The sequence below is a fragment of the Alloalcanivorax balearicus MACL04 genome, from assembly GCF_025532145.1.
GTDB classification, from domain to species: Bacteria; Pseudomonadota; Gammaproteobacteria; order Pseudomonadales; family Alcanivoracaceae; genus Alloalcanivorax; species Alloalcanivorax balearicus.
In genome coordinates this window covers 39,500-50,877 of the sequence record NZ_ARXS01000003.1, presented here as the reverse complement: position 1 = coordinate 50,877, position 11,378 = coordinate 39,500, and the positions used below count along the sequence as shown (strand labels likewise).

The 11,378-nt window shown below is 62.7% G+C and carries 12 protein-coding genes; 8 read left to right on the top strand and 4 right to left on the bottom strand.

Going from position 1 to position 11,378, the window contains the following annotated elements; translation table 11 throughout:
• Positions 1-85: 85 nt before the first annotated feature.
• The 3 genes from dinB (at position 86) to MA04_RS03680 (ending at position 2,877) form a co-directional block, all read left to right on the top strand.
• Positions 86-1,174, top strand: coding sequence for a DNA polymerase IV (gene dinB / locus MA04_RS03690; RefSeq protein WP_262459494.1), 1,089 nt, complete (start codon positions 86-88; stop codon positions 1,172-1,174).
• A 93-nt stretch (positions 1,175-1,267) separates the two neighbouring features.
• A complete protein-coding gene (gene ppnN / locus MA04_RS03685) occupies positions 1,268-2,665 on the top strand; it encodes a nucleotide 5'-monophosphate nucleosidase PpnN (RefSeq protein WP_316252571.1) in 1,398 nt (465 codons plus the stop codon).
• Positions 2,662-2,877 carry a DUF5683 domain-containing protein gene (locus MA04_RS03680; protein ID WP_014995672.1) on the top strand — a complete coding sequence of 72 codons (216 nt, stop codon included), beginning with the start codon at positions 2,662-2,664 and terminating at the stop codon, positions 2,875-2,877. The genes ppnN and MA04_RS03680 overlap by 4 nt, the downstream gene beginning before the upstream one ends.
• A gap of 120 nt (positions 2,878-2,997) precedes the next feature.
• Here the strand turns inward: MA04_RS03680 and MA04_RS03675 are convergent, their stop codons facing one another.
• A complete protein-coding gene (locus MA04_RS03675; RefSeq protein ID WP_022995588.1) occupies positions 2,998-3,768 on the bottom strand; it encodes a 3-hydroxyacyl-CoA dehydrogenase in 771 nt (256 codons plus the stop codon).
• Between the two features lie 135 nt (positions 3,769-3,903).
• Here MA04_RS03675 and egtB point away from each other — a divergent pair, with 135 nt between their 5' ends.
• From egtB to MA04_RS03655, 4 genes are all read left to right on the top strand, one after another.
• Positions 3,904-5,208, top strand: coding sequence for an ergothioneine biosynthesis protein EgtB (gene egtB / locus MA04_RS03670; RefSeq protein WP_262459491.1), 1,305 nt, complete (start codon positions 3,904-3,906; stop codon positions 5,206-5,208).
• Positions 5,183-6,154: an L-histidine N(alpha)-methyltransferase gene (egtD, locus tag MA04_RS03665; RefSeq protein ID WP_163127156.1), complete on the top strand. Its 972-nt coding sequence runs from the start codon at positions 5,183-5,185 to the stop codon at positions 6,152-6,154. The genes egtB and egtD overlap by 26 nt, the downstream gene beginning before the upstream one ends.
• A gap of 114 nt (positions 6,155-6,268) precedes the next feature.
• Entirely contained in the window at positions 6,269-6,820 is a 552-nt protein-coding gene (locus MA04_RS03660) for a thioesterase family protein (RefSeq protein WP_163127155.1), read from the top strand.
• Between the two features lie 74 nt (positions 6,821-6,894).
• Positions 6,895-7,407 (top strand): DUF1289 domain-containing protein, encoded by a 513-nt coding sequence (locus tag MA04_RS03655; RefSeq protein WP_163127154.1) that lies wholly within the window; start codon positions 6,895-6,897, stop codon positions 7,405-7,407.
• A gap of 15 nt (positions 7,408-7,422) precedes the next feature.
• Here the strand turns inward: MA04_RS03655 and MA04_RS03650 are convergent, their stop codons facing one another.
• Together MA04_RS03650 and MA04_RS03645 are read right to left on the bottom strand one after the other, a co-directional pair.
• Complete coding sequence (locus MA04_RS03650; protein ID WP_240342813.1) at positions 7,423-8,052, bottom strand: LysE family translocator; 630 nt, start codon at positions 8,050-8,052, stop codon at positions 7,423-7,425.
• Positions 8,053-8,138: 86 nt separating this feature from the next.
• Positions 8,139-8,927: an AraC family transcriptional regulator gene (locus MA04_RS03645; RefSeq protein WP_262459489.1), complete on the bottom strand. Its 789-nt coding sequence runs from the start codon at positions 8,925-8,927 to the stop codon at positions 8,139-8,141.
• A 287-nt stretch (positions 8,928-9,214) separates the two neighbouring features.
• Between MA04_RS03645 and MA04_RS03635 the strand changes: the two genes are divergently transcribed.
• The gene (locus MA04_RS03635) at positions 9,215-10,276 is read left to right on the top strand and encodes an RNA-guided endonuclease InsQ/TnpB family protein (RefSeq protein WP_262459488.1); all 1,062 of its coding nucleotides are present in this window, start codon (positions 9,215-9,217) and stop codon (positions 10,274-10,276) included.
• A gap of 18 nt (positions 10,277-10,294) precedes the next feature.
• Here the strand turns inward: MA04_RS03635 and MA04_RS03630 are convergent, their stop codons facing one another.
• The gene (locus MA04_RS03630; RefSeq protein ID WP_262459487.1) at positions 10,295-11,341 is read right to left on the bottom strand and encodes a cyclase family protein; all 1,047 of its coding nucleotides are present in this window, start codon (positions 11,339-11,341) and stop codon (positions 10,295-10,297) included.
• Between the last annotated feature and the right edge of the window lie 37 nt (positions 11,342-11,378).

Here is an 11,378-nt window from a genome sequence, read left to right as displayed (position 1 = left end):
CCCGCCACCGGCACCGCGACGAAATGTATCACATCCAGGGCCGCCCGCGCGTCGCGGTCCGCCCATTCCTGCCCCCGGAAGCGCCATGAGCCGCAAAATCATCCACGTGGATTGCGACTGCTTCTACGCCGCGGTGGAAGTCCGCGACGAGCCGCGCCTGCGCGGCCGGCCGGTGGCGGTGGGCGGCGATCCTCAGCGTCGGGGTGTTATCGCCACATGCAATTATCCGGCCCGGGACTTCGGCGTGCGCTCGGCGATGTCCTCCGCCCAGGCTCTGCGTTTGTGTCCGGAGCTGGTCATACTGCGCCCTGACTTCGATAAATACCGCCGGGTCTCCACGCAGATTCAGGACATTTTTCGAACCTTTACTCCGATTATCGAGCCGCTGTCCCTGGACGAAGCCTTTCTGGACGTGAGCGAGAGCCCGCTGCACAGCAACAGCGCCACGCGTATCGCCGAGGCCATCCGCCAGCGGGTACGCGACAACGTCGGCATCACCGTGTCCGCCGGCGTGGCGCCGAACAAGTTTCTCGCCAAGGTGGCCAGCGATTGGCGCAAACCGGACGGCCTGTTCGTGATCGCGCCGGATCAGGTCTCCGCGTTCGTGGCCGCGTTGCCGGTCACCCGCATCTTCGGCGTCGGCCGGGTCACCGCGGAGAAAATGGCGCTGCAGGGCATCCGCACCTGCGCCGATCTGCAGCCATTGAGCCGGCTGGAACTGGCTCAACAGTTTGGCAGCTTCGGCGAGCGTCTGTACCACCTGTGCCGGGGCGAGGATGACCGGCCGGTGCAGACCAGCCGGCGGCGCAAATCGGTCAGCGTGGAGGAGACCTACCACCAGGACCTGACTCATTTCAGCGACTGGCTGCGGGAACTGGAGGCACTGATGCCCCGTCTGGAGCAGCGCCTGGACCGTCTCGACAGCCACTATCTGGTCCAGGGCCTGACGGTGAAAGTGCGTTACAACGACTTCCGCATCGTCAGCGCCGACCAGAGCGAAACCACCCTGGACAAAGCCGTGTTCGAGCACTTGCTGCGGCAACTGTGGGAGAGACATTCGGCCCCGGTGCGCCTGCTCGGCATCGGCGCCCGTCTGCGCGACCTGAAGTCTCCACAACAACCGGACCTGTTCCCGGAGGAGCGGGAACGGGCGCTGCGGGAAAAGCGGCAGTGAAACACCACGGCAGAACCGCCGTGGGAGCTTGATTCCCCCATCACCAGCCCTCAGATTAGAGGTCTGAACCCCTGGAGCAAGGAACCGCCCTGAATGACCGTCATTAACGCGCCCACCGCCACGCGGCCGGCCACAGTGTCCACTATCGTCGCCCCGGAAGGCAGCCTGGAAGTGCTCAGCCAGCAGGAGGTGGAACGTCTGCGCGATACCTCGTCACGAGGGCTGCATGATCTGCTGCGCCGCTGCGCTCTGGCGGTGCTCAACGCCGGCACTCCCACCGACGACAGCCGCCAGGTGCTGGAAACCTACGCGGATTTCGATATCCAGGTGATGCAGGAAGACCGCGGTCTGATGCTCAAGCTGGACAACGCGCCAGCCGGTGCTTTCGTCGACGGTCGCATGATCCGCGGTATCCGGGAGCATCTCTCGGCGGTACTGCGTGACATTGTCTATGTGGCCAATGAGATTCACACCGGCGGCCGCTTTGATCTGAACAGCACCGACGGCATCAGCAATGCGGTGTTTCATATTCTGCGCAACGCCGGAATACTGCACGCTGGCGAAACCCCCAATCTGGTGGTGTGCTGGGGCGGCCATTCGATCTCCCGGGAAGAGTACGACTACAGCAAGAGCGTGGGGTATCAATTGGGGCTGCGCCATCTGGACATCTGCACCGGTTGCGGCCCTGGCGCCATGAAAGGCCCGATGAAGGGTGCCCATGTGGCCCACGCCAAACAGCGCCGTCGTAATGGCCGCTATCTGGGGATTTCCGAGCCCGGCATCATCGCCGCCGAAGCGCCCAACCCCATCGTCAATGAACTGGTGATCATGCCGGACATCGAGAAACGTCTGGAGGCGTTCGTGCGGGTCGCCCACGCCATCATCGTTTTCCCCGGCGGTGTCGGCACCACCGAGGAGATTCTTTATCTGCTCGGTGTCCTGCTGCATCCGGCCAACCAGCATCTTCCGGTTCCCGTGATCTTCACCGGGCCGGCGGACAGCGCCGATTACTTCCACAAGGTGGATCAGTTCATCCGCTACGCCCTGGGCGAACAAGCGGCCGGCCGCTATCGCATCATCATCGACGACCCGGAAGCGGTGGCGCTGGCGGTGCGCGAGGGCGTGCGGGAACTGACCCAGTTTCGCCGTGAAAACGACGATGCCTTTTACTTCAATTGGCGACTCACCGTGCCGCTGGAATTCCAGCAACCGTTCGAGCCCAGCCACGAAGCCATGGCGGAGTTGCGCTTGAGCACCTCTCTGCCGGTGCACGAGCTGGCCGCCAACCTGCGCCGGGCGTTCTCCGGCATCGTGGCGGGGAATGTGAAGGAAGCGGGCATTCGTGCCATCGAGGAACGCGGCCCCTATGAGCTGCACGCGGAGGCGGGCCTGATGACCCATCTCGATACCTTGTTGAAGGCGTTCGTCGAGCAACAGCGCATGAAACTGCCCGGCAGCCACTATCAACCCTGCTACCGGCTGGGCTCATGAAACCGAGCACCCTTGCCGCACTGCTGAGTTTTGTCATCCCCGGCGCCGGTCAGCTCTATAACGGCCATATCTGGCGAGCGCTGTTCTGGCTGATCGTGACGCCAGGGCTATGGATCGGCAGCGGCGGCCTGTTCGGCTGGGTATGCCATCTGATCGCCGCCTGGACCGCCTGGCACAAGGCGCAGGAACACGCTGACACGCTGACACGCTGACAAAAACACTGCCAGACCAACCTCTCCTGTCAATGCTTTTCCGGATCAAGAGTGCGGCCAGCCAGGCCGCCTCCTTCTGCGTGCAAGCGTGCAGGCGTGCCGCGTGCTTGCTGCGCTCCTTTACCGAGGCTGCATGCGGATGCCGCCATCCAGACGGATGGTTTCGCCGTTGAGAAAGCGGTTCTCCGCCATATGGCAAACCATGGCGGCGTATTCTTCCGGGTGGCCCAGGCGTTTCGGGAACTGGGTCATTTCGATCAGCGGCATTTTCACCTTGTCCGGCGCGGCGTTCATCAGCGGCGTATTGAAAATACCCGGCGCGATGGTGTTGCAGCGGATGCCCAGGGACGCCAGATCACGGGCGATGGGCAGGGTCATGCCGACCACCGCGCCCTTGGTGGCGGAGTAAGCCACCTGCCCCACCTGGCCATCAAAGGCGGCCACGGATGCAGTGTTGACGATCAGCCCCCGTTCGTTGTCCTCACCCGGCTCGTTTTCCGCCATCACCGCGGCAGCCAGGCGGGTCACATTGAAGGTGCCGATCAGGTTGATCTGTACCACGGTGTTGAACACACCCAGGTCGTGAGGCTTGTTGTCCCGCCCCACGGTTTTCATGGCGGAGCCGACACCGGCGCAGTTGACGCAGAGATGAATCGCGCCGAAGGCATCCCGGGTGGCATCGATGGCCGCCTGTACCGAGGCTTCATCGGTGACATCGGTCTGCGTGAAGGCCACGGACGCACCGATAGCGGCGGCGGCTTCTTCTCCCCGCTGGGCGTCACGATCCAGAATCATCACCTTGGCGCCACGCGCGGCCAGCGCTTCCACCGTGGCCCGGCCCAGGCCGGACGCGCCACCGGTCACCACCGCCACTTTGTTTTTGATATCCATACATCCTCCTCGATTTCAGAAACAGGGAGTATACCCAGCTCGGGACAGGGCCGCAGTCTTGCGTCCGCGGGTCAACATACGCATTCTTGTACGGGTCGGTTCATTTCACCCGCTCGCCATACGAGGGCAGCGCTTATGAGCTATCCCCAAGCCAGGCTCCGGGAGGACGACCTGGCCTCAACGTTGTTGGCCAATCGTGCTTTCAGCGAAGCGCTGTGCGCGCCTTTGACGCCGGAGGATATGGGTCTGCAGGCCTGTCCGGAAGTCAGCCCGCCGCGCTGGCACCTGGCACACACCACCTGGTTTTTCGAGACATTCATTCTCAAGCCCCATGTTCCCGGTTACCGCCCTCTTGACCCCCGGTTCGAATACCTTTTCAACAGTTATTACAACGGTGTCGGCGAACAATATCCGCGACCTCAGCGGCACTTGCTGTCGCGCCCGGACACCGCCACCGTGCTGGCCTGGCGCCGGCATGTGGACGAGGCTCTGGCGGACTTGCTGAGCCGCTCGGTCACCCCGGAACTGGTTGCCCTGGTGAGGCTGGGTATCGAGCACGAGCAACAACATCAGGAGTTGCTGCTCACCGATCTCAAGTTCAATTTCTCTCACAATCCGCTGTACCCTCAATATCAGCCCCGCGAGGATCAGGCAGGCAGCGCGCCCGCGTTAAGTTGGCTGGAGTATTCCGGTGGGCTGGTGACAATCGGTGCTGGCGACACCTCTTCGCCCCCGGGATCGTTTTATTTCGACAACGAAACCCCGCGCCACCGGCAATGGCTGGAACCGTTCGCTCTCGCCAGCCGTCCGGCCACCTGCGGCGAATACCTGGCGTTCATCGAGGACGGCGGCTACCAGCGGCCGGAGCTGTGGCTCTCCGACGGCTGGGCCTGGCGCAGCCAGCAGCAGGTAACGGCGCCGCTGTATTGGTTTCTGAACGACGGGCTGGCCGAACACTACACCCTGGCCGGCCGGCGCCCTTTGAATCTGGCGGAACCGGTTACCCATCTGAATTACTACGAGGCGGACGCCTTCGCCCGCTGGTGCGGCAAGCGGCTCCCCACGGAAGTGGAATGGGAACACGCGGCGGCGTCCCGGCCAGTGACTGGCGGTTTCGTGGAAAACCGCGGCTATCACCCCGCCATCGCCACTCCCGGAGAGGGACCACGGCAGCTGTTCGGCGACGTCTGGGAGTGGACCGCCAGCGCCTATCTGCCCTACCCCGGCTTTCAACCGGCGTCCGGGGCGGTGGGCGAGTACAACGGCAAATTCATGTGCAATCAGATGGTCCTGCGTGGCGGTTCCTGTGCCAGCAGTCGCGATCATTTGCGTGCCAGTTACCGTAACTTTTTCTATCCTCATTTGCGCTGGCAGTTCAGCGGCGTGCGGCTGGCCCAAAGCATGGAGGCGTGCGATGCAACCCCGGCAACTGCTCCCTAATCTGACCTTTCTGGATTTGTATCCGCCGACGGCGGACGCCGCCCGTGAGGTATTGTCCTCGCTCAACGCGGCGACCCCGCATCTGGACCCGAAATATTTCTACGACGAGCAGGGCTCCGCCCTGTTCGACGCCATCACCCGAACGCCGGAGTATTACCCCACCCGCACCGAGACCCGTCTGCTGCGCGAGCACGCCCGGGCCATGGCGCGTACCCTGGATACCGAACTGACGATCGTGGAGCCGGGCGCCGGGGGCTGCGAGAAGGCGCGTATCCTGCTGGATCAGTGGCAGCCGCGCGGTTACATGCCGCTGGAGATCTCCCGTGAGTGCCTGCTCGATGCCACCCGGCAGTTGGCGCCCCAGTACCCGCAAGTCCAGTTCCAGGCGGTTTGCGCCGACTATTCCCAGGCCCTTACCGTGCCCACCGGCCATCAGGAGTTGCCCCGGCTGGTGTTCTTCCCCGGTTCCACCATCGGCAATTTCGAACCCGTGGCCCGCCGTGCCTTTCTCACCGACTTGCGACAGCTGGCCGGCGATAACGGCTTCCTGTTGATCGGCGCCGACCTGCATAAGAGCCCGGAACGGCTGCATCAAGCCTACAATGACAGCGCCGGCCATACCGCCGCGTTCAATCTCAACATCCTCGCCCATCTCAACCGCCGTCTGGACTGCGGCTTCGATCTCGACGCTTTCGAACATCAGGCCTTCTACAACGAACAACAACAGCGCGTGGAAATGCATCTGCAGTGCCATCGGGACCAGCATGTGCAAATCGCCGGCGAATCCCTGATCCTGAGCGCCGGTACCCGGGTTCATACCGAGAACTCCTACAAGTTCTCCGTGGAGGACTTCAGCCGCGAGCTGGTCACCGCCGGCTTCCAGCCGCTGTCCTGCTGGCTCGACGACGAGGCCCTGTTCAGTGTGCATCTGGCCCGCGCCGCATGAGCTCAACGGCTTTTCCGGCGCTTCGGCCGGGCAGGGCTTAAAGATTATGAACGGGCTCCACAGTGGCGCGCCAAGCTGGCTATACTGGGGTCATGACTTTTCTGGAATGCACCCATGCTTGAGTTGATCAGCGCCGCCCGGCGGCGCCGCCGGCCACCGACCCATGAACTGTTCGATGTGGTCAGCCAGGATTTCCGTGTCGGCTTGCTGGACATCGACATCAACCTGCATCTGAACAACGGCAAATACGTCAAGATCATGGATCGCTGCCGCCTGGAACACGGTGTGGTCACCGGTCTGCTCGATCGCATGATCAAGGCGCGCACCCATACCATCGTCGCCAACACCGAGATCGCCTATATTCGCGAACTGCGGCCTTACCAGCGCTTCCAGGTGCACACCCGCATTCTCGGTTGGGACGACAAGTACACCTACTACGACCAGCGTTTCGAATCGCAGCGCAAATTGCACACCCACGCCCTGCTGCGCCTCGCGCACCTGTATGGCGGCAAGCCCATCAGCCCCCAGGCGTTCCAGGAAATGACCGGCCTGAACCGGCGCTCACCGGTGCTGCCGGATTATGTTCAGGACTGGAAAAACCTGCTGCAAAGCAAGCGCCGCCTGACCGAACAGGACGACGGCCCGCTGGCGCTCGGCTCCCGTTAAAGGCACCGCCCGGAATTCGTAAAAGGCGCCCTTTGCCTCTGCCCCGACCGCGGCGGATTGAGTACACTGGGGCCATGAGTACTTCCCGCATCCGTACCCCCTGTATTGGCGTTTGTTCCACCGTCTTCGGCGACACCGTATGCCGCGGCTGCCGCCGCTTCAGTCATGAGGTGGTGGACTGGAACGCCTACAGCGAGGACGAAAAACGTATCGTCTGGCGCCGTCTGGACCAGTTGCTCACACTGGTGGTGCGCAACTACTTCCAGGTATTGGATGGCGAGCGGCTGGCGGCGCAACTGGACTATCAGAATCTGCGCTATCAGCGGCAAATGTCACCGGAAGGCTGGGTCCCGGAGCTGCTCAAGGCCGCCGGTCGGCAGCCGCTCCGATATGAGGATTACGGGCTGCAACCGTTGCCCAGCGCCGATGGCCTCACGCCACGGGAGCTTTACGACGTGATCAGCCGTGAATGTCACGCCCTCAACCAGGCCCATTATGACCGCTCCTTCGCCCGCCCGGTGCGGAGCACCGGCGATCTGATCCTGCGCGCCGCTCAGGAGAAGGGCCTGGTGAGCAACAGCGACTGAGTCCTGGCGGTCCAATCAGACCAGGCCACGCAAACCTTCCCACGCCACTGCCGCGGCCAGCAGGATCAGGGCCGCGCCGGCACCCCGTTCCACCCAGGCCAACCGGCACCCGAACACCTTCATCCAGCGTGGTTGAGCCGCCAGCCACGCCACCAGCAAGTCCCAACCGAGCACCACCGCCACCATCCACAGCCCATACCCCATTTGTATCGCCAGGGCGCTGCCGCTGGCCGCCAGCAGCGAAAACAAACTGGCATAGAACAGGGCGTTCTTGGGGTTGAGGATGGCCGAGGCAAAGCCCATTGCAAAGCCGTGCAGGCGGCCGCCGATATCGGCCACGGGCTGCGCCTCCACCGACAGACTCAAGGGCGCGGCGGAGCGAATAAGACGGACGCCGAGGTAAAACAGGTAGCCGGCCCCGGCCCACAGCACCGCCATGAACAAAGGGCTCCCCGGCCTTAGCACCGCAAAACCGGCCAGCGCCAACGTGATGAACACACCGTTGGCCAGGGCCACTCCCAGACACACACCGGCGGCACCGCGCCAGCCCTCCACCAGGGCGCTCCGCAGAATCAAGAAGAAATCCGGACCGGGACTGAGCAGCGCCAGGAAATGGGCGCCGGCCACCATAAGAAACTGCTCCAAAGCATTGCCTCCCGACAGACAGGGAGGGGCATGCTAGCGGCGCGGGAATGGATGGGATTGTAGAAAATTGCGAGGAGAGCCGGCGGTCAGCCATCCACGGCTACCCGCCGGTATTGCCCCGGTGTCGCCGCCACCCGTTCCTTGAACGCCCGCTGAAAATGGCTCTGGTCGGTAAACCCCAATGTCTGTGCCACATCCGCTGGCGCCAGCCCGGCCCGCAACAAGGCCCGGGCACGGTCTATGCGCTGGTCCAGCCCATAGGCGTGGGGCGTCAGGCCCAGATGGCGGCGGAAGCGGCGGATCAGTTGATAGCGGCTGAGGCCGTTGGCAGCGGCCAGATCGTCCAGCGGAATCGTCTGGTCGGCGTCACGCAATGCCCGGCGTGCGGCCTCAAGCGCTCCGGGTTCGCCGGTTTGCCCCCCTTCCAGAGGTTCGCCGCGCCACCATTGAGCGCGCAGGAAGCCGGTCAGGTGACGCTCCTTGACCATCGGCGAGGCCGCCGAGAACAGACATCGATTCAGCTTGCAGAAAGCGGCGTAGGCCACCGGGTCCCGGCTCACTTCCACCCGTCGCGATGGCGTTTCCCCCAGCACCTGCCCAAGCCAGCGCGGATCCAGATAGAGCATCTGGTAACTCCAGTCTCCGCCGGTCGCCGGATTGCAGGCGTGCACCTGTTCATCGGGAATACTGATCAGGGTGCCGGGCAACAGAGCGCGGCCGACGCCGAGGCTGGTGAAGCGGCTGCGACCGCCATCCACCACCCCAATGGACCAGGTGCGATGGCTGTGGGCGCGATAACAGGCACGACTGCGACAGGCCCGGCGGCTCTCCACGAACGGCAGCGCTGGGTCACGCCAGAATTGAGCAGGGGGCATGGGGACTCCGTTCTCGGCTCGGAGCCCCAGTTTACCAATATTTCGCGGAATGGCCCGTACTTGGGCGCGGGGATGGATAGCAGGCCCCTAGTACGGTTTTGCTTGCCGCGCAATGCCTTGGTCGGTGCGCCGCCGACGCTTCCGGCAAAATAGCTCGGGCTCCATAGGGCGCTCTTCATGTAGGCTGGTTTCATCAGATCAGGAGGGCATCAGCTTAAGCCTCCAGCTGGAGACACCCTTCATGCTGTTCACCAAATAAGATACCGACACATTGTATAATCGGGACCATGAAGCAAACCAAGACCCTAAAGGTTCGAGTGAAGGACAAGCACGCCACCCGGCTCAATCGTATGGCGCGTAGCGTGAATTTCGTCTGGAACTACCTTAACGAGCTGAGTTCTCGGTCGATCCGTGAGCGCGGGGTCTTTCTGTCTGCCTACGATATGGATCGCTACACCAAGGGGGCCAGCAAGGACCTCAACCTGCATTCGCAGACGCTCCAAGAGGTCTCCCGAGAGTATGCGACACGCCGCCAACAGTTCAAGAAACAACGGCTTGCCTGGCGAAAGTCCCGAGGTACCCGCCGTTCTCTCGGCTGGGTTCCTTTCAAGACCGGGGCAGCCAAATGGAAAAACGGGCAAGTCTTCTACAATGGCAGCTACTTCAAGGTTTGGGACAGCTATGGGTTGAGCCAGCACAGGTTCCGCTCCGGCAGCTTCAACGAGGATACCCGAGGCCGCTGGTACTTCAATGTAGTGGTCGAAGTAGAGGTTCAGCCTTCGACTGGACAGGGTGCCGTCGGCATCGACTTGGGACTGAAGGACGTGGCCACTTGTAGCGACGGTGAGAAGCTGGAGAACGGTCAGTTCTACCGCGACTTGGAAGCCAGGCTGGCCACAGCTCAGCGCGCCCGCAACAAGCGTCGGGTGAAGGCCATCCACGCCAAAATCAAGAATCGGCGCAAGGATGTACTGCACAAGTTCTCCCGTCGGCTGGTTGATCAGCATGGCGAAATCTATGTGGGCGACGTAAGCCCACTGAAACTCGCGAAGACCCGTATGGCCAAGTCAGTACTGGACGCTGGCTGGGGCCAACTAAAGACGATGCTGGAATACAAGTGCGATCACGCAGGCATCGTCTTCCAGGAGGTTCGCGAGGCGTACCCCAGCCGCACCTGCTCGTCCTGTGGCTCGCTCAGCGGGCCACAAGGCGTAAGCGGGCTGCGAGTAAGAGACTGGGAGTGCGTGGAGTGTGGTGCGCTCCACGACCGGGACGTGAATGCCGCCCGGAATATCCTCAGTCTCGCGGCGGGACATCGCCGTCCAGAAGTGGAAATCTCCGCCCTTTAGGGCGGAGAGGATGTCAAGCTATTTGATTGCCACCGGGTTCACCGGCGCGCCGGTGCCGCCTTCCATCTTCAGCGGCGCCGCCACCAGCAGGAAGTCGTACTTGCCATCCTCGGCACTGTCCGCCGCCAGATCATCAAGCCACCAGATTTCCGAAAGCACCACGCCCAGATCGCGGATGAAAGCGCCGTGCAACGGAATGATCACCGTTTCCCCATCAATCTGCTGGGACACTTTCTCGATGGCCAGGTTATCCGAGGCGATCATCGGAATTTCCATCTCATCCACCCAGCTCACCAGTTCCTTGCTGTAGCACAGACCCGGCTCGGTGTAGGCCTCCCACTTGGCATCCGGTTCCTCCTCCCAGAACCGGGCGATGGAGCCGGTGCGAATGACCAGGATGTCACGCTTGTTGACCTTCACCTTCTGCGCTTCGGCGGTGTCCTTGAGGTCTTCCAAGTCGATGCAGCTACTCGGCGCCAGCCGATACGGGGCGTCCTTGTTCTTGTGTCGGCCCACATCCAGCAAGACGGCGCGGCCGACAATGCCTTTGTTGCCCAATTGCGCCACATCCGCGTGAGCGTGGCCATGTACCGTGGTCTGATCGCTCTTGCCGCCGTAAACCTGCTCGCCATACCAGGCGTGGGCGAGACTGTCCACGTGAGTGGTGCCCTGCAGGTAAATGAAGGCGGCGTCATCGGAGTACTTGATGCCACCGGGCAACGGCTCCGCCTTGCCGGCGCTGTAGGCCGCCGCGTCGTTGGCCATGAAGTGTTGGGTGGCGATGCGTCCGGGGAACACCGGACCGCTGCCGGATGTCATCGGAATCTGCAGGGTGAAGACACGCCCTTCGCTGACGGCTTTGAGTCCGGTGAGCACCGATTCGTCGGCAAGGTAATTCAGCGCGCCGACCTGGTCGTCGTCGCCCCATTTACTCCAGTTGCTGGGGGCATCCTTTTGCAATCTCTCCATGGCGGTTTCCGCCAGCAGCGGCGCGGCCGAAGCCAACAGACAGCCGGCCAGCAAACAGCGCCATCCCGAACCAAGACCTGACATTGTTGTTTTCATACGTCTCTCCCGATTTGCTGTGTTATTTGGATTTATC